A 19,113-nucleotide genomic window follows, 5' to 3' on the forward strand; every position below is an offset into this window, starting at 1 on the left:
CCGCCGGCCCCCTGGGCGACGGTCGCCCGCGCGAGGCGCGCAACACCATTCATCTACCCGCATTCCCTCAGGAGTTCCCATGAGTCTGCCCACCGATCGCAAGTACACCGAGTCCCATGAATGGGTCAAAGCCGAGGGCGATGTGTTCGTCGTCGGCATCACCGATACCGCCCAGGATCAATTGGGTGACCTGGTCTTCGTTGGCGACGTGAAGGTCGGCGCGAAGCTGAACGCCGGTGAAACCGCGGGCGTGGTCGAGTCGGTCAAGGCCGCTTCGGACATCTACGCTCCCGTGGCCGGCGAGATCGTCGCGTTCAACGAAGAGCTGGAAAACAACCCCAACCTGATCAACGAATCGGCTTTCACCGCCTGGATCTTCAAGATCAAGCCGGTCAATGCCGCGGACGCCGACAAGTTGCTCGACGCCGCTGGCTACGAAGCCGTCGCCAACGGCTAAGCCGCTTGTAGGCAACGGGCGCGGAGGCACAGGCCCCGCGCCCGTTGCACAAGATGCAACACCGTCCGTCCTCCGACGACACCCGCTATCCCGAGATCTCCCCATGTCGCGCGCCCTAGACACCCATACCGACTTCATCCCCCGCCATATCGGCCCTTCCGACGCCGACCAGGCCGCCATGCTTGCCGTCATCGGCAGCGCCAGCCTGGACGCCCTGATCGAAGAAGTCGTGCCGCCCAAGATCCGCAGCCAGGCTCCGCTGGCGCTGCCCGCTTCGCGCAGCGAAACCGACGTGCTGGCCGAACTGAAGCAGATCGCCGGCCGCAACAAGGTCTACCGCAGCTACATCGGCCAGGGGTATTACGGTACGCAGACGCCGAACGTGGTGTTGCGCAACATTCTTGAGAATCCCGCCTGGTATACGGCCTACACGCCTTACCAGCCCGAGATCTCGCAGGGCCGCCTGGAGGCTCTGCTGAACTACCAGACCATGGTCGCCGACCTGACCGGCCTGGATATTTCCAACGCCTCGCTGCTGGATGAAAGCACCGCCGCCGCGGAAGCCATGACGCTGGCGCGCCGCAGCGCCAAGTCGAAGAGCCCGGTGTTCTTCATTTCGCGCCACGTGCATCCCCAGACCATCGAAGTCGTGCGCACGCGGGCCGAAGGCCTGGATATCGAAATCACCGTCGGCGACGAGGCCGAAGGCCTGCCCGAGTGCTTCGGCGTGCTGCTGCAATATCCGCACAGCACCGGCTCGGTGGCTGACTACCGCAAGCTGGCCGACGCCGCGCATGCACAAGGCGCCATCGTGGCCGTCGCCACGGATCTGCTGGCGCTGGCCCTGCTGGCCGCGCCGGGCGAATGGGGCGCGGACATCGCTATCGGTTCGGCGCAGCGTTTTGGCGTGCCCTTCGGCTTTGGCGGCCCGCATGCCGGCTTCATGGCCTGCAAGGACGCCTTCAAACGCAACATGGCCGGCCGCCTGGTCGGCGTGTCCAAGGATGCGCAGGGCAACCCGGCGATGCGCCTGGCGCTGCAAACGCGCGAACAGCACATCCGCCGCGAGAAAGCCACCTCCAATATCTGCACCGCGCAAGTGCTGCTGGCCGTGATGGCCGGCATGTACGCCGTGTGGCACGGCCCTGTCGGCATCCGCCGCATCGCCGAGCGCGTGCAGCGTAGTACCGCAATCCTGCGCGCCGAACTGGTCAAGCTGGGTGTGAAGGTCGTCAATGACACCTTCTTCGACACGCTGCTGCTGGAAACCGGCGCCGCCACCCCGGCCATTCTGACCGCGGCCGATTGCGCGCACATCAACCTGCGCCGTGTCGACGGCGCCCGCCTGGCGGTGTCGCTGGACGAGACCGTGACCGTGGCTGACCTGCAGGCGCTGGTCAACGTTTTCGCTGCAGGCCTGGAACGCGACGACGTCGAGCTCGACATCGACGCGCTGGACGCGGCCGCTGCGGGCGGCATTCCAGCCGCAGTGACGCGCGAAAGCGCCATCCTGAAGCACCCGGTGTTCTCCAGCGTGCAGTCGGAAACCGACATGCTGCGCTACCTGCGCAAGCTGGCCGACAAGGACCTGGCGCTGGACCGCACCATGATTCCGCTGGGCTCGTGCACCATGAAGCTCAACGCCACCGCCGAGATGATTCCCATCACGTGGCCCGAGTTCGCGTTGATCCACCCGTTCGCGCCCGCCGCGCAAAGCCAGGGTTACAACGAACTGATCGATCGCCTGTCGGCCGCGCTGTGCGAAATCACCGGCTACGACAACATCAGCCTGCAGCCCAACTCCGGCGCGCAGGGTGAGTACGCCGGCCTCTTGGCCATTCGCGGCTACCACCAGGCCAACGGCCAGCATCAGCGCAACATCTGCCTGATCCCGTCGTCGGCGCACGGCACCAACCCGGCATCGGCGCAATTGGCCGGCATGGACGTGGTGGTGGTGGCGTCCGACGCCAACGGCAACGTCGATCTGGCCGATCTGCGCGCCAAGATCGAACAGGTGGGCGACAAGCTGGCCGCCCTGATGATCACGTACCCGTCCACGCACGGCGTATTCGAGGAAGCCGTCACCGAGATCTGCGATCTGGTGCACAAGGCCGGCGGCCAGGTGTACCTGGATGGCGCCAACATGAACGCGATGGTGGGCGTGGCCCAGCCGGGCAAGTTCGGTTCGGACGTGTCCCACCTGAACCTGCACAAGACCTTCTGCATCCCGCACGGCGGCGGCGGCCCCGGCGTGGGCCCGGTGGCGGTGCGCGCGCACCTGGCGCCGTATCTGCCGGGCGTGGTGAACGAGCAAGGCAAGCTGCCCGGCGACGCCAAGGTGGGCCCCGTGTCGGCTGCGCCGTTCGGCTCCGCCGGCATCCTGCCCATTCCGTTCGTGTACATCTCGCTGATGGGCGCCGACGGCCTGCGCCGCGCAACCGAAGTCGCCATCCTGAACGCCAACTACATCGCCACTCGTCTGCGCGACCATTACCCGGTCCTGTACGCGGGCCGCAACGGCCGCGTGGCGCACGAGTGCATTCTCGATGTGCGTCCGCTCAAGGAAACCAGCGGCATCAGCGCCGAAGACATCGCCAAGCGCCTGATGGACTACGGTTTCCATGCGCCTACCATGAGCTTCCCGGTGGCCGGCACGCTGATGGTCGAGCCGACCGAATCGGAAGGCATTGCCGAGCTGGATCGCTTCATCGACGCGATGATTTCGATCCGCGAGGAAATCGCCCAGGTCGAGCGTGGCGAACGCGACCGCGAGGACAACGTCCTGAAGAACGCGCCGCACACCGCGCAGATGCTGCTGGCCGAAGAATGGCTGCACGACTATCCGCGCCAGCAGGCTGCCTATCCGGTGGCGTCGCTGCGCGATGCCAAGTACTGGCCGCCGGTAGCCCGCGTGGACAACGCCTATGGCGACCGCAACCTGGTGTGCGCCTGCCTGCCCATCGAAGCCTACGCGTAAGCACGGAGAGCGAGGCCGGCGGAAAAAAAATGCCCCCACGCTGCGCCTTTGGCTAGCTGCCCCCCGAGGGGGCGCTTTTTGCCTTGGGGCGGCCCGGCGGCAAAAAAAATGCCCCCACGCTACGCCTTTGGCTAGCTGCCCCCCGAGGGGGCGCTTTTGCCTTGGGGCGGCCCGGCGGAAAAAAAAATGCCCCCACGCTGCGCCTTTGGCTAGCTGCCCCCCGAGGGGGCGCTTTTTGCCTTGGGGCGGCCCGGCGGCAAAAAACGCCCCCACGCTGCGCCTTTGGCTAGCTGCCCCCCGAGGGGGCGCTTTTTGCCTTGGGGCGGCCCGGCGGCAAAAAAAATCCCCCATCCGGAAGATGGGGGATTTTTTTCATCCTGCGCAGGGCTTGGCGCTTACTTGGCCGGCGCGGCCTTGCTGGTGACGGAGAAGTCTTCCGCGATGCTGAAGAACGTGTTGAGCATGATCTGCAGGTTTTCCTTGCCGATCCCGCCTTCCGAGTTCATGTCCATCTGCAGCACGGCGCGGTTCTTGTCATCCAGGTAGGCGCGCGTCCAGCGGTATTCCTGGTTCCAGGCGTTGATGGCCTTGAGCGAGACCGGCTTCTTGCTGCTGTAGGTCGCGGTCACCACCAGGTCATGGCACTTTTCGGTGAAGTCGTTGCAGAGGAATTCGACGCGCAGGTCGCTGGCGCCGGTGCTGCCCGGATCCAGGACCAGCACGGGACCTTCGTCGCCATCCTGCTTGCGGGGAGCGTAGGACATGTCGTCCAGCATCGCCGTTACGGTGTCCAGGTCGAAGTCCTGCATGTAGCCGGCGACGGATGCGGCTTCAGTGGGGGCGGCCAATTCCGCACCTTCTGCCGGCTCGCCTTCCTCTTCCATGCCGTCCATGTCGTCGTCCATGCCGGTCGCGCCCAGCAGGCCCGCGAACAGCTCGTCGGCCGGGATCTTCTGGCCGTTCAGGTCGCCCATGCCGTCGGCGAAGTGGAACTTGCCGATGATGTTGTCGCCGTCGTTCTTGCCGACGTTGAGCATTTCGGCCATGCCGGACATCGAACGCATCTGGTCGTCGGCTTCGGTGGCGGCCTGTTCAGCAGTCATGCCTTGCTTTTTGACGCCGTACTGCACGATCAGGTCGCGCACCATGGGCTTGGAAATGACCAGGGTGGCATCGATCTGCTTGATGGCCTTGACCATGATCTCCTGCGGCGTCAGATCCTTGACGTTGGGCGGATTGGTCAGGTCCAGCGCAAAGGTCAGCTTGCTTTCGCCCTTGTCGGTTTTCCAGCTGATCGGGTCGATGCTGAAAGTGGGGTTGCCATTGAGCAGCTTGCCGGCATTTTCCAGCACGGCGTCGAACTGCTCGTCCTTCAGGCCTTCGTCGGTGGCGCCCAGCATGTACTGGCGCACGATCTGGTTGTAGGTGTCCGACAGTTGCTTGATGGCGGCGCCGTCCAGCTTGGCGAGCTTGATCACGGCCTGGCCGTTGCCCAGCGCCACGTCGTTCAGCGTGATGTTGCCGGTCTGGTAGGTGGCTTCGACATTGACGTTCTTGTCGTCTTCGCCCAGCTTGACGCCGTAGCCCAGGTTGTCCAGCGAGAACTTGATGTCGTCATCGGTCTTGGCCACGTCCAGGCGCTTGAGCTTGACGCTCGAATCGCCGATGGACAGGCCGAACTTGCCCATCCGGCTGTTCACGTCCATCGTCAGGCCGGACATCAGCACTTTGACCGGGTCGCGGGTTTTTTCGCCATCCACCGAGAGCTTTTCCACCAGCGCGTGCGCCGTGACGGCTTGCTGCGCGCGGTCGAAGGTGCCGTTGATCTCCATGCCGCTGAAGTCGACGGCGTTGCCGTCCTGCGTGACCTTCATGGGCGCGATATTGGCGGTGGAGGTGGAGTAGCCGCCGAAACTGATGAGCGCGTCGGCGGACAGGGGCACTACGCCATTGGTCAGCTCGAACAGTTCCTTGATGTTGTCGGTCTTGGCGAGTTCAGCGTGCGTGAAAGCCAACTTTGGAGCGATGGCGCCGCGTGCCAGGGCGCTCTTGGGGAAGGGGCCGTGTTCGATGGTTGCATCGAACTCGATCATGCCTGCAGGCAGATCATCGGCGTCCTTGTCGCCCTTGACCAGCGACAGGCCATAGCGCGCCTGCGTCGAGAACAGGCCGCGCTCATACTTCAGCTGATCGATGCGCAGACCGAACAGAGGCGTGATCTTTGCCAGTTTTTCATTGGCTTCTGCCAGATGGCGCTGCGAGCTTTCCTCGATGCGCTTGCCGGTGTACCACGTGGCCCCGACCCAGCTTCCCGCTCCCACTATGACCACGCCGAGGGTGATCGCTACGCTCTTTTTCATCGTTCTGCTTGTATCGTTGATTATCGAGTCATACCCGGTGATACGCGGCTGCTTCTGGCCGCCGGACGCCGTTGCTGGCGCCCGCCATCGGAATACGCGTATTCATCGGCCTGTAAGGCCCGCGGCGAGTATACCGAGGCAGATGGGCATCTGAGCTCGCTCGCAGTTACAGAAGATTTCAAAATGAAAGCCGGCGCGCTGGCGCCGGCTTTCCAGGGAAAACGACTGCAGCGGGGAATTACATCGGATCCAACGGGTAGATCGGACGGCGTACGTGCTTGAACTCAAGCTGGCCGTAGTCCGAGGTGGTGACCCCCACACCAGTGCATTCGATCACGTGCGTCGCCATGTCGGAGAAGCCCGCGCGCCAGTGGACCCGGCTCTTGAGCACGACATAGCGCTTTTGCAGCGGGTCGATGCCGGCCGACAGCAGGCAATTGATGTCGAAGGGTTCCTGGTGGCGGGATACCACCACGATCTCGACGCGGCCCGTGTCGATCACGACGGTCAGGCCGGTGTCGTTGCGCACGCCGCGGTACATGGGGCCGCGGTTCAGGTAGACGCCGTCGAACACCAGCTTGACGCGACCGGTGACTTCGAGCGGCTCGCTGGGTTCTTTGATGGCGGGCATGGCCACTTTGCCGCCCAGCTTGATCGTAATGGTCTGCCCCACCCCGGCGGCTGCCGCTTGCTGCGCTGCCTGCGGGTCGCAGATGGCATAGAACACCACGTTTTCGAGTTCCTGGCGCAGTACCTCGGCCAGCACGGCGGTAGTGTCCATCGTGCCGCCGGAACCCGTGTTGTCGTAGTGGTCCAGCAGCACGACGGGGCCTTGTTCGATGGCCTTGGCACGTGTAATGGTGGGGGCCAGCGGTTCCGGGTGGAACACCCAGTCGGCGCGGCCGGTCCAGGCGCGGTCCAGCAATTCGTCTCGATGGCGCTGCGCGTCGGCCAGGTTGCCGTCCGTACAGACCACGGCGCTCAGGCCGGCCTCGCGGATGTCGGCATGCGGGAACCCGACGAAGACCGAGGCGGCCAGCACGCCGCCGGCTTCCAGTTCCTTGCAACGTTCCTGCAGGGGCTTGTTGGGCGCCGCGTGGGTGCCCTGGCACATGATGTGCGGCAGCATGGGCTTGTTGCCCCAGGACATCACGGGCTTGATCTCGCCCTTCAAGGTACGCGCAATGACATCCGCGGCACGTAGGCCCGCGGCGCGGATGTCCACGTGCGGGTAGGTATGAAAGCCACTGATGACCGTCGCGTGCTTGACGATGTCTTCATAGATGTTGGCGTGCATGTCCAGCGTCACCCCCACGGGCGTGTGCGGATCGATTTCGCGTAGGCGGCGCAGCAGGTCGCCCTCGGCATCCTCCACGCCCTCGGCGACCATGGCGCCGTGCAGGTCCAGCAGGATGGCGTCGTAGCCGCCGCGCTTGACCTCATCCAGGACCAGCTTGCACAGCTGTTCGTGGGTCTGGGCGCTGGCGGGGCCGCTGGGCCAGGATTCAGCCGCGACGGGCAGCACGATTTCGGCGCCTTCGCGGCGAGCCACTTCTATATAGCCGCCCAGCCCGCTGTCGGTGTTTTCGTAGGCCTTGATGGCGCGTTCGCCGGCCAGGACCTCGGGATTGCCGCGGAAAAAGCGTTCGAGCGGAGTGGGCACGGGCGAAAACGTGTTCGTCTCGTGCTTGATCATTGCCAAAAGCCAACGCATGGGGATTCCTGTGGGTTTGCTGTGGAGAGTCGGTCAGGCCGCCTGGGGAGGCTGGGGCCAGGGGTGTTGCTCGGGCCGCATGGTTTCCCAAGCGCGCGCCATGCGCAGCACACCCAGGTCGTCGAAGCGCGCGCCGGCGATCTGCAGGCCTATGGGCAGGCCCGCCTTGGTGTACCCGCAGTTGACGGATGCCGCGGGCTGCTCGCTCATGTTGTAGGGAAGCGTGAAGCCGATGTGGTGCATGGTGGTCGCGACTTCGTTGGTGGGCGACGGCCATTCGGCGTTGTACGCGACGACCGGCGCCACGGGCGACAGCACGTAATCGTAGGGCGCGCAGGCCGCTACCGTCTTGGCGCGCACGTTGATGGTCTCGTAGTAACTGCGGAACACGGCTTCGCCGGATTGGCCGCCGCCGCTTTCCGCCCAGGTACGGATGAAGGGCAGGATCTTGTCGCGGCGTTCTTGCGGCAGGGCGGCAAGGTCGATGGCCGAGCGCGTGCGCCAGAAGCGGTCCACGCCCTCCAGCATGGCCGGTGTCATCCAGGGCTGCATCGGCGTCACGATGGCGCCGGCGGCCTCGAAGGCGCGGGCCGCGGCCTCGACCGCCTCGCGTATCTCAGGATCCAGGGGCAGGCCGCAGCCCGCGTCCATCAGCAGGCCTATGCGCACGCCGCGCAGGTCGCGTTGCAGGTCCAGCCAGTCGAAGTCCTGGTAAGGCAGGCTCATGTGATCGCGCGTGTCGGGCTGGGACAGGACCCCCATCATCAGCGCCGAGTCGGTGACGGTACGCGTCATGGGGCCCGCGCAGCGGCCCATGAACGGAGGATCGATGGGGATGCGGCCCAGGCTGGGCTTGAGCGTGGCAATGCCGCACCAGGCCGCCGGCAGGCGCACCGAGCCGCCGATATCGGTGCCGATGTGCAGCGGGCCGTAGCCCGCGGCGGCCGCGGCACCGGCGCCAGCGCTGGAGCCGCCCGGATTCTTGGACAGGTCCCAGGGATTGCGGGTCAGCTCATGGAAGCTCGACAGGCCCGACGACAGCATGCCGAAATCGGGCATGGTGGTCTTGCCCAGCAGTACCGCGCCGGCTTCGCGCATGCGGGCAGCGGGCGGGGCATCGGCGGCGGCCGGGTTGAGCTCGGTGGCTGCCGTGCCCAAGGGCACCGGGACGCCGCGCGTGGCGATGTTTTCTTTGATGGTGGCGGGCACTCCATCCAGCGTGTAGCCGCCGGTTGACTGCGGTTCGCCCTTCATCCAGCGGGCTTCGGAGGCACGGGCCATCGCCAGCGCCCCGTCCGGGTCCAGCGCGTAGGTGGCCTTGAGCCGAGGCTCCCAGCGCCCGATGTGGTCCAGTACTGCACGGGTCACTTCGACGGGCGAGAGACTCTTGTCGCGGTATGCCTGGAGCATCTCCACGGCGGTCAGTTCATGCGGTTGCGGCATTTCGGTTCCAGTGTGTGTACGGGCTCCGGGCGCTTCAGGGCGCGGCGGTGTGGCTTGGGCCGGCCGCGACCGGCCGGAAGTTGCGGAAGTCCCAGTCGCGCCCGGGGGCGGCGTCGATCAAGGCCCGTGTGTACTCGTGGCGCGGTTCGGTCAGCACGGTCTCCGCGGAGCCGGTTTCCACGACCTTGCCGCGTTGCATCACCATGATGGTGTCGCAGATCTGCGCGGCCACCCGCAGGTCATGGGTGATGAACAGCACGCCCACGCCGGTGCGTTGGCGCACTTGCTCCAGCAGTTCCAGTACCTGTGCCTGCACGGATACGTCCAGCGCGGACACGGCCTCGTCGGCCACCAGGACTTCGGGGTCCATGACCAGGGCGCGCGCGATGCAGATGCGTTGGCGCTGGCCACCGGAGAACTGGTGCGGGTAGCGGTTCATGGCGTCGGGGCTCAGGCCCACGACGCTGAGGGTTTCGCCGGCCCGCTTCAAGGCCTGCTCGCGAGCCACGCCGAAGTTCAGCAGGCCCTCGATGATGGATTCGCCGACCGTGCGGCGCGGATTCAGCGAACGGTATGGATCCTGGAACACGATCTGGATGCGGCGGCGCACCGGGCGCAGCGCCGAGCCGGACAGGGTGCTGAGGTCTTCGCCGCCCATCATCATGTGGCCCGCGGTGGGCTCGATCAGGCGCACTATGCAGCGCGCGACGGTCGACTTGCCGGAGCCGGACTCGCCCACGATGCCCAGGATTTCGCCCTTGCGCAGCGTCAGGTTGACGTCCGCGGCTGCGATCACGTTGCGCGCCGCCTGGCGCGAGAACAGCGAACTCTTGGTGCCGTAGGTGCGGCCCAGTCCCTTGACGTGCAGCACCGGCATGCCGGCGGGGGCTTCGCGGCGCGATGGCACCAGGCTGGGCACGGACGACACCAGGCGGCGCGTATAGGACTGCTTGGGCTCGGCCAGGATCTCGTTGCGCGTGCCGCTTTCGATCAGGTCGCCGCGGTTCATCACCACGATGCGGTCCGAGATCTCGGCCACGACGCCAAAGTCGTGCGTGATAAACAGCACCGCGGTCTTGTGCTTGACCTGCAGTTCCTTGATGAGCGCCAGGATCTGCTTCTGCGTCGTGACATCCAGCGCCGTCGTCGGTTCGTCCGCGATCAGCAACTTGGGTTCGAGGATCAGCGCCATGGCAATGACGATGCGTTGCCGCTGACCGCCCGACAACTGGTGCGGATAGGCCTCGAAGATGCGTTCCACATCGGGCAGATGCACGGACCGGAACATGTCCAGCACCTTGGCGCGGCGTTGCGCGGCAGACATCTGCTTGCGGTGCAGGCGCAGCACTTCGTCGACCTGCTTGCCCACGGTATGCACGGGGTTCAGCGCGGTCATGGGTTCCTGGAACACCATGGCCATGCGCGTGGCGCGCATCTCGCGCAGGCGGCGCTGCGTGGCCGTGACCACGTCTTCGCCTTCCACGCGGATCGAGCCGGCGCTCACGCCCAGTACGCCGGGCGGCAGCAGGCCCATGACGGCCAGCGAAGTGACGGATTTGCCCGAACCGGATTCGCCGACCACGCATACGGTCTCGCCGGCATGCACGTCCAGGCTCAGGTTGCGCACGACGCGGTTGCCCGCGCCGGCGACTTCGACCGAGAGGTTGCGGATGGCCAGGATGGCGGACGAGGTATCGCCCGCGGGGGGAGTGGGGGAATAGGTCATCGGCATCAGATCCTGCGCACCATTTTCGGGTCCAGCGCGTCGCGCAGGGCGTCGCCCAGGATGTTTACGCTGAGCACGGTCAGCGACAGGAACAGGCCGGGGAACAGGATCAGTCCCGGCAGCATGCGGAAGTACATGCGTCCTTCGGACATGATGTTGCCCCAGGAGGCGATCTCGGGAGGGATCCCTGCGCCCAGGAAGCTCAGGATGGCTTCGGTAAGCATGGCGGATGCGAAGACATACGTGCCCTGCACCGTCAACGGCGCGATCGTGCTGGGCACCATGTGGCGCCAGAGCAGCAGCGGCAGCGGCGTGCCCAGGGCCAGCGCCGCCTCGACATAGGGTTCACCGCGCACGGTCAGGATCTGGCCGCGCACCAGCCGCACCACCCGCGGAATTTCCGGAATGGTGATGGCGACGAGCACGGTCGTGATGCTGGCGCCCGTGACGGAAACCAGGGCGATCGCCAGCAGGATGCCGGGGATGGCCATGATCGCGTCCATGGTGCGCATGATCAGTCCGTCCAGCGAGCGGAACCAGCCTGCGATCACGCCGATGACCAGCCCGATGGCGACGCTGACAAGCGCCGCGCCCAGGCCCGCGATCAGCGAGATCCGCGCGCCGTAGGCCACGCGCGACCAGACGTCGCGGCCGAATGCGTCGGTGCCCAGCAGATAGTCGGAGAAGGGCGGCTTGAGGCGCGCGCCAGGGTTGATGAGGGTGGGGTCGACGGTGCCAAGCAGCGGCGCGAACAGCGCGATGACGACGACCGCCACCAGCACTATCAGCGCCAGCATGACCGGCCAGCTCTTGAGCCCCTGGCGGACTTGCCGCCAGGCCGTGACTTGGGGATTTCCGCCGCCGGGGAGGTCGGCGGCGTCGGTTGGCGTTTGCATGGGTCGGCCCCTAGTATCTGATCCGCGGGTCGAACACCGTGTAGGCGCAATCGACAACCAGGTTGATGAACACGTAGACGAACGCGAAGAAGAGCGTCAGGCCCTGGATGACCGGGTAGTCCCGCGCGAGCACGGCTTCCACCACCAGCCGGCCCAGGCCGGGGATGTTGAATACCGATTCGGTCACGACCACGCCGCTGATCAGCAGCGCGATGCCCAGGCCCACGACGGTGGCGATGGGCACGGCGGCGTTGCGCAGCGCATGGCCCAGCAGCACTCCGGTCTCGCCCAGGCCCTTGGAGCGCGCCGTGCGGATGAAGTCCTCGCCCATGACCTCGATGACGCTGGTGCGCGTGATGCGCGCGATCAGGGCCACGTAGACCGTGGACAGGGCCAGCGAAGGCAGGATGAGGCGGTGCAGGTATGGCCAGAAACCCTTGTCCAGGGGGGAGTAGCCCTGCACGTTGAACCATCCCAGCTTGATGGCGAAAAGCCAGATCAGCACGTAGCCCGTGACGAACACCGGCACCGAGAAACCCAGCACCGAAAAGCCCATCACGGCGCGGTCCAGCAGCTTGCCTTGCCGCCAGGCTGCCAGCACGCCCAGCGGGATGGCGACGATCAGCGTGAACACCAGGGTCAGGACCGCCAGGCTGAGAGACGGTTCGAGGCGTTGTCCGATGAGCTTGGTGACCGGCACGCCCGACATGAGCGAAGTGCCCAGGTCGCCTTGCAGGAGCTTGCCGCCCCAGATGAAGAACTGCTTGATGACCGGTTGGTCCAGGCCCATCGTCTGGCGTATCTGGACGATACGTTCAGGCGTGGCGCCGTCGCCCGCCATGATGATGGCCGGATCTCCCGGGCTGAAACGCAATATCGCGAAGACCACCACCGCGACCATCACCAGAACAGGGATGGTCGCGAGGAGCCGGCGTGAGACAAATGCCAGCATGTAATTCCCCCTAACTACTGCCCGTCAAGGGGCTTTCTTGACGTTCCAGAACGCGAACACCGGCGCGTGCACCAGGCCCGAGAGCTTGGTCGAGTAGACGGTGGGCACGGACATCTGGCCCAGCGGCACGTACAGGCCTTCGTCGATACCGATGCGCTGCACTTCCTCGGCGATCTTCTTCTGTTCCGCCGGGTCGGAGGTCAGCGCCATCTTGGTGCGCAGTTCTTCGATCTGCGGGAAGTCGGGCCAGCCGAACCAGGCGTTGTCGCCGTTGGCCGCGGCCGGCGCAGAACGGACTGGGTCCATCACGTCGGTCGCGTACCAGTTGGTGTTGTGGATGTTCCAGCCGCCTTCCGCAGGCGCGGCCTTCGAGGCGCGCCGCGTGGCCACGCTCTGCCAGTCCATCGCGGCGAGGTTGACGTTGAAGCCCGCCTTGCGCAACGCCTGGGCCATCACGACCGGCTGGGCCGACAGGGTGCCGACGTCGGTTGCGTGCATGACCAGGATGGGCGTGTTGTCGTAGCCGGCTTCCTTCAGGAGCGCCTTGGCCTTCTCGATGTTCGACGGCACGACCATGTCCTTGCCGATGTCGCTTTCCAGCGGCGTGCCGCAACCCCACAGCGAGGCGCAGGTCTTCCAGTACTTCGGATTGCCCACCAGCGCCTTCATCACGTCTTCCTGGCCGATGGCGTACATCGCGGCCTGGCGCACCTTCTTGTTGTTGAAGGGCGGGTACTTGAAGTTGAAGCGGTACATCGTGAAGTAGCCGACCGGGCTGAGCGACTCTTCCTTCAGGTCCTTGTTGCCTTCGATCATCGGCAACAGGTCATAAGGGAATTGTTCGACGAAGTCGATCTCGCCGCCCAGCAAGGCATTGGCGGTGGTCAGCGCGTCGGGCATGACGTCCCATTCGACCTTGTCGACGTTGACCACCTTGCCGCCAGCCAGCCCGCTAGCGGGTTCCTTGCGCGGCACGTAGTCGGCGTTCTTGGCGTAGACCGTCTTCACGCCCGGCTTGAACTCGATGACCTTGAACGGACCCGAGCCGGTCATGTCGGTGATGGGCTGGCCGATGGCTTGTTCGGCGATGCGCTTGGGCATCATGAAGGGCGCGGTGCCGGTGGGCTTGGACAGGGCGCGCAGCGCCAGGTCCGTGGGCTCTTTCATGACGATGCGGAAATTCTTGTCGTCGATGACTTCGATCTTGTCGGTGAACTTGAGCAGGGTGCGGCCCATGCCGTCGCCCGCGGCCCAGCGCTTGATCGAGGCGACGCAGTCCTCGGAAGTCACCGGCTTGCCGTCGTGCCATTTCTGGCCGTCGCGCAAGGTCATGGTGTAGGTCTTGCCATCCGGCGAGACTTCCCACTTTTCAAGCATCTGCGGCTGGATCTTGTTGTCGGCGTCGGTGGCCAGCAAGGTGTCGTAGATCATGTAGCCGTGCCACGTCGTGATGTACGCGGTGGTGGCATGCGGATCGGTCAGGCGCAGAGGCGAGTGCATCACCGATTTGATGACGGTCTCGGCGTAGGCGCCATGAGCCATCATCAGGGTGGCGCCGGCCAGCGCGGCCGCTCGGACGTACTTCAGCATGAATGTTCCCCTTGATGCGTAATGAGCGGCGCCATCGCGCCGCTGCGTCGTTAATCCGCCGCGCGAGGGCGGCGTGCGAGGTTCAGGCGGTAGCCGACCGGCCGGAAAAGACCGGTCCGCAAGGCGCCATTCTGATGCCGGGACGCAACCGTGTCCATGGTTGTTTTGCCGCATCCATCAGCATGGAGCCCGGGGCCGCGCAGACCAGGATCGTTTGCGCAATGCCGGTGAAATCCGCGCGGAAGTGCGCCGAACTCTTGACCACCAGGATAGCGGCGCGCCGCGGTTCAACGCCGGCGAAACGGAACATTTCCTGGTCGGCCATCTGCACCTTGTTCGACGCGACGATGATGCGTACACCGCCTATGCGCAGGCAGGCGCTGGGACCCAGGTCCATGTGGAAGCCGCGGTAGAACGCGCCGTGCGTATCGAAGCGTCCATCTGAAGTTTTCTCGACGATGAACTCGGTGTCCAGCGGTTCGTCGTCGGGAATACCCGAGTGTCCACCCAATGCAATGCGTACCTTGTTTCCCGCGCCCGCGCGATGGGCCGCAAGCGCGGCCGCGGGGTCGACGATGAGGCCGATGGCGGTGTCGCGCGCGTCGTGCCGGATCAGGGCCCGCAAGATGCCGGTGGTGTCCGAGCTGCCGCCAGCGCCTGGATTGTCTTGCGCGTCGGCGATCACCACGGGCTTGCTGGCGTCGCGCGCCAGACGCATGGCTTCCTGCACGGCTTCATCGGGCGTGTAGAGTTTGCCGCCGAAATCGCGTTCCGCGTTGAGCACCGCGCGCGTCATGGCGTCGGCCGCCGCGTCGGCTTCGGCCTGCGTGTTCCCGTAAGCCCACACGGCGGGCGCGCATTCGGGGAAGTCGGCTGCGGGAAAACCCGTGGCAAACGATACGCTCAGCGCACCGCGCGTTTCGATATCGCCGACCAACTGGTACAGGCTGCGCGACGGCTCTATGTCCGTGGACTGCCAGCAAAGCGAAATCAGATAGGGCAGCGAGCGCAGCGCCACATGGGGCCGGGGCGTGCCGGCCAACCGCGCGGACAGCAGTCCGGCGGCGCGTTGCCCGGTTTCGGCCATGTCGATGTGCGGATAGGTGCGATAGCAGACCAGGGCGTCCGCGTGGCGCACCATGGCGCGGGTCACGTTGGCATGCAGGTCCAGGCTGGCCACGACAGGCACGTCCGGTCCCACCAGCTCGCGCACGCGGCGGAGCAGTTCGCCCTCGCCGTCGTCCAGATGCTCGGTGACCATTGCGCCGTGCAGGTCCAGATAGACGCCGTCCAGCGGCAGCGCCTGCGACAGGCCCTGCAGGATCATCGCGCTGATGCGTTCGAAAGCATCCTTGGTGACCGGACCGGAGGGGCTGGCCGCGGCCCAGGTGGTGGGCAGCAACGTGTGCCGCCCCATGGCCTCAATGAAGCCCGCCACCGGTATGTTGGCGCCCGCGACCGCCTGGAACATCGCCGGCCCGCTGACCAGCTTGGGCCAGCCGCCGCCTTTCTCGGCAAAGTCCTCCCACGCCGCGCGCGAAGGCGCAAACGTATTGGTTTCGTGCTGAAAGCCGCCTACCCCGATGCGCATCAGGATTCCCCTTGTCATTTTTGATATGAGGAAGACGCAGCTACGCCGCGCCCGAGTCAGTTCTAAAGTGGCGCGTGCGCACCACCAACCACGCATACAACAGGCACAACAAACACAAGCAAAACGCCCCAATCAAGCAAGCCCTTCCCAAGCGGAGTCACGCGGATCCGGCTCTGTGCACCCCAGCGTGATGCCACGAAACCAGTTCGTCGCATTCCGATCGGGATGCCGCGGATCCGGCTTTGCCGGTCCGCAGGCATGCCCCCCTGGGGGGGAAGCGCGCAGCGCTTCGGGGGGAGGCCCACCTTGCGGATCCGGCTTTGCCGGTCCGCAGGCATGCCCCCCTGGGGGGGAAGCGCGCAGCGCTTCGGGGGGGGGGACCCTCACTTAGCGACAGGCATGGTGAATTCCGCGCCCTTGGCAATGCTGTCGGGCCAGCGCTGCATCACGCTCTTGTAGCGAGAATAGAAGCGAATGCCTTCTTCGCCGTAGGCATGGTGGTCGCCGAACAGCGAGCGCTTCCAGCCGCCAAAGGAGTGCCAGGCCATGGGCACGGGGATAGGCACGTTGATGCCCACCATGCCGACCTTGATCTGGCGGGCGAAGGCGCGCGCCACGCCGCCATCGGACGTGAAGCAGGCGACGCCATTGCCGAACTCATGGGCATTGATCAGCTCCACTGCCGAGGCGAAATCGGGCACGCGCACGATGCACAGCACGGGTCCGAAGATTTCTTCTCGGTAGATGTTCATGGTGGGCTTAACGTGGTCGAACAGCGTGCCGCCCAGGAAGAAGCCCTTTTCGTTGCCCGGCACTTTCAGGCCGCGGCCGTCGACCACCAGTGTGGCGCCCGCCGCGACGCCATCCTCGATGTAGCCCACCACCTTGCCGCGATGCTGCGAGGTAACCAGCGGGCCCATTTCGGCATCGCCCTGCATGCCGTCCTTGACCACCAGCGCCTTGACGCGCGGGGTCAGGCGTTCGACGACCTTGTCGGCCACGTCGCCCACGGCCACGGCCACCGAGATGGCCATGCAGCGTTCGCCGGCGGAGCCGTAGGCCGCGCCCATCAGGGCGTCGGTAACCTGGTCCAGGTCGGCATCGGGCATGACTACCATGTGATTCTTGGCGCCGCCCAGCGCCTGCACGCGCTTGCCGCGGCGGGTGCCTTCCGCGTAGATGTATTCGGCGATCGGCGTAGATCCGACGAAGGACAGGGCCTCGACGTCCGGATGCGCGATCAGCGCGTCCACCGATTGCTTGTCGCCGTGGACCACGTTGAAGACGCCTTCGGGCAAGCCCGCTTCCGTCAGCAGTTCCGCCAGGCGCACGGAGGCCGAAGGGTCGCGCTCGGAGGGTTTCAGCACGAAGGTGTTGCCGCAGGCGATGGCCACGGGGAACATCCAGCAAGGCACCATCATCGGGAAGTTGAACGGGGTGATGCCGGCCACGACGCCCAGGGCCTGCCGCATGCTCCAGTTGTCGATGCCGCCTCCGATCTGGTCGGAGTATTGCCCCTTGAGCAGTTGCGGGATGCCGCAGGCGAATTCCACGATTTCAATTCCGCGCGTGACCTCGCCCTTGGCGTCGGAGAAGACCTTGCCATGCTCGCGGGTGATCAGTTCGGCCAGCTCGTCCTGGTGTTTGTCCAGCAGCGCCTTGAAATTGAACAGGATGCGCGCGCGCTTGAGCGCGGGCGTTTCCGACCAGGCGGGAAACGCGGCCTTGGCGGCGGCCACGGCCAGAGCCACTTCGTCATTGGACGCCAGCGGCACGGAAGAGGCGACCTCGCCGGTCGCGGGGTTGAAACCGTCGGCGTAGCGGTTGCTGCGGCCGTCGTAGTGTTGGCCGTTGATGAAATGAGGGATCTTCTTCATGAGGGAACGCTCGAATCTGGGGCTTTGAAAAATGCCGGAGGGCGGCCCAGGGCCGCCCAGGCTGAAAAGCCGCCCCTCGCGGGGCGGCGGGCAATCAGGCGACTTCCTTCAGCACACGGCCGATCTGTTCGAAGATCTGGCCGATCTGTGCCTCTTCGATGATGAGCGGGGGCGAGATCGCGATGATGTCGCCGGTGTAGCGCACCATCAGGCCGCTGTCGAAGCACTTCTGGAAGACTTCGGCGGCGCGAGCGCCAGGAGCGCCGGCGCGCGACGACAGTTCGATGCCGCAGACCAGGCCCAGGTTGCGCACGTCGATGACGTGCGGCGCGCCCTTAAGGCTGTGAGCGGCACCCTGGAAGGCGCCGGACAGCTTGCGGGCGCGTTCGAACAGATTTTCGCGGCGGTAGATGTCCAGGGTGGCCAGGATGGCAGCCGCGGCCAGCGGGTGCGCCGAATAGGTGTAGCCGTGGAAGAACTCGATGCCGCCGGCCGGGCCGTTGACGATGGCGTCATGCACTTCGCGCCTGACCGCGACCGCGCCTGCGGGCACGGCGGCGTTGCTCACGCCCTTGGCCATGGCGATGATGTCCGGCGTGACGCCGAAGAAGTCCGACGCGGTGGCGGCGCCCAGGCGGCCGTAGGCGGTGATGACTTCGTCGAAGATCAGCAGGATGCCGTGCTTCGAGGTGATTTCGCGCAGCTTTTCCAGATAGCCCTTGGGCGGGATCAGCACGCCGGTCGAGCCCGCCATCGGTTCGACGATGACCGCGGCAATGGTGGAGGGATCGTGCAGGGCGACAATGCGCTCCAGCTCGTCGGCCAGGTGCGCGCCCCAGGCGGGCTGGCCCTTGGAATAGGCATTCTGCTCGAGATTGTGCGTATGCGGCAGGTGGTCCACGGCGGGCAGCAGGGCGCCCGAGAAGGTCTTGCGGTTGGTAGAGATGCCGCCGACCGAGATGCCGCCGAAGCCCACGCCGTGGTAGCCGCGTTCGCGACCGATCAGGCGGGTACGCTGGCCTTCGCCGCGGGCGCGGTGATAGGCCAGGGCGATCTTCAGGCAGGTGTCTACGGATTCGGAGCCGGAGTTCGTGAAGAAGACGCGGTCCAGGCCCTGGGGCATCATGCCGGCGACGGCGGTCGCGGCTTCGAAGGCCAGCGGGTGGCCCAGCTGGAAGCCCGGCGCGTAGTCCATCACGCCTGCCTGGCGGGAGATGGCCTCGACGATTTCCTCGCGGCCATGGCCGGCGTTGACGCACCACAGTCCGGCGGTGCCGTCCAGGATCTGGCGGCCATCGGTCGAGGTGTAATACATGCCCTTGGCGGTCGCGAGCATGCGCGGGTGGGCCTTGAACTGCTTGTTGGCAGTGAAGGGCATCCAGAGATGGGACAGGTCGGGCAGTTTGTCGGGGGCGTTCATGGCGGCTCCAGGGGACGGACAAGCGCTGGACTTGGGCGACGGTTGTGCAGCCAGCGGGATTGAAACGATTCTGGTGCGTCCCGGGGGGAATGAAAATATACGATCCGCGC

At 65.7% G+C, this 19,113-nt stretch carries 12 protein-coding genes; 2 read left to right on the forward strand and 10 right to left on the reverse strand.

Annotation, left to right across the window (positions count from 1 at the left end):
• Positions 1-79: 79 nt before the first annotated feature.
• Both gcvH and gcvP read left to right on the forward strand, forming a co-directional pair.
• Positions 80-457 (forward strand): glycine cleavage system protein GcvH, encoded by a 378-nt coding sequence (gene gcvH, locus CEY08_RS09915; protein ID WP_042795177.1) that lies wholly within the window; start codon positions 80-82, stop codon positions 455-457.
• A 103-nt stretch (positions 458-560) separates the two neighbouring features.
• Positions 561-3,434 carry an aminomethyl-transferring glycine dehydrogenase gene (gene gcvP / locus CEY08_RS09920; protein ID WP_063642855.1) on the forward strand — a complete coding sequence of 958 codons (2,874 nt, stop codon included), beginning with the start codon at positions 561-563 and terminating at the stop codon, positions 3,432-3,434.
• 395 nt (positions 3,435-3,829) lie between these two features.
• Here gcvP and CEY08_RS09925 read toward each other — a convergent pair whose 3' ends face one another.
• The 10 genes from CEY08_RS09925 to aptA form a co-directional block, all read right to left on the reverse strand.
• Positions 3,830-5,794, reverse strand: a complete 1,965-nt coding sequence (locus CEY08_RS09925) for a DUF945 family protein (protein ID WP_076815531.1) — start codon at positions 5,792-5,794, stop codon at positions 3,830-3,832.
• 238 nt (positions 5,795-6,032) lie between these two features.
• Positions 6,033-7,508, reverse strand: coding sequence for a M81 family metallopeptidase (locus CEY08_RS09930; RefSeq protein WP_076815529.1), 1,476 nt, complete (start codon positions 7,506-7,508; stop codon positions 6,033-6,035).
• Positions 7,509-7,541: 33 nt separating this feature from the next.
• Positions 7,542-8,951, reverse strand: a complete 1,410-nt coding sequence (locus tag CEY08_RS09935; protein WP_063642852.1) for an amidase — start codon at positions 8,949-8,951, stop codon at positions 7,542-7,544.
• Between the two features lie 34 nt (positions 8,952-8,985).
• A complete protein-coding gene (locus CEY08_RS09940) occupies positions 8,986-10,677 on the reverse strand; it encodes an ABC transporter ATP-binding protein (protein WP_063642851.1) in 1,692 nt (563 codons plus the stop codon).
• A gap of 5 nt (positions 10,678-10,682) precedes the next feature.
• Positions 10,683-11,573, reverse strand: coding sequence for an ABC transporter permease (locus CEY08_RS09945; protein ID WP_042795173.1), 891 nt, complete (start codon positions 11,571-11,573; stop codon positions 10,683-10,685).
• 10 nt (positions 11,574-11,583) lie between these two features.
• Complete coding sequence (locus CEY08_RS09950; RefSeq protein ID WP_063642850.1) at positions 11,584-12,525, reverse strand: ABC transporter permease; 942 nt, start codon at positions 12,523-12,525, stop codon at positions 11,584-11,586.
• 24 nt (positions 12,526-12,549) lie between these two features.
• On the reverse strand, positions 12,550-14,115 hold the full coding sequence (locus CEY08_RS09955) for an ABC transporter substrate-binding protein (RefSeq protein ID WP_042795171.1): 1,566 nt from the start codon (positions 14,113-14,115) through the stop codon (positions 12,550-12,552).
• Between the two features lie 82 nt (positions 14,116-14,197).
• A complete protein-coding gene (locus CEY08_RS09960) occupies positions 14,198-15,706 on the reverse strand; it encodes a M81 family metallopeptidase (RefSeq protein WP_076815527.1) in 1,509 nt (502 codons plus the stop codon).
• 383 nt (positions 15,707-16,089) lie between these two features.
• Positions 16,090-17,583, reverse strand: coding sequence for a CoA-acylating methylmalonate-semialdehyde dehydrogenase (locus CEY08_RS09965; protein WP_076815524.1), 1,494 nt, complete (start codon positions 17,581-17,583; stop codon positions 16,090-16,092).
• 94 nt (positions 17,584-17,677) lie between these two features.
• Positions 17,678-19,003 (reverse strand): omega-aminotransferase AptA, encoded by a 1,326-nt coding sequence (gene aptA / locus CEY08_RS09970; RefSeq protein WP_076815522.1) that lies wholly within the window; start codon positions 19,001-19,003, stop codon positions 17,678-17,680.
• Positions 19,004-19,113 lie beyond the last annotated feature (110 nt).

Source organism: Achromobacter insolitus, from assembly GCF_002209555.1.
Taxonomy (GTDB): Bacteria; Pseudomonadota; Gammaproteobacteria; order Burkholderiales; family Burkholderiaceae_B; genus Achromobacter; species Achromobacter insolitus.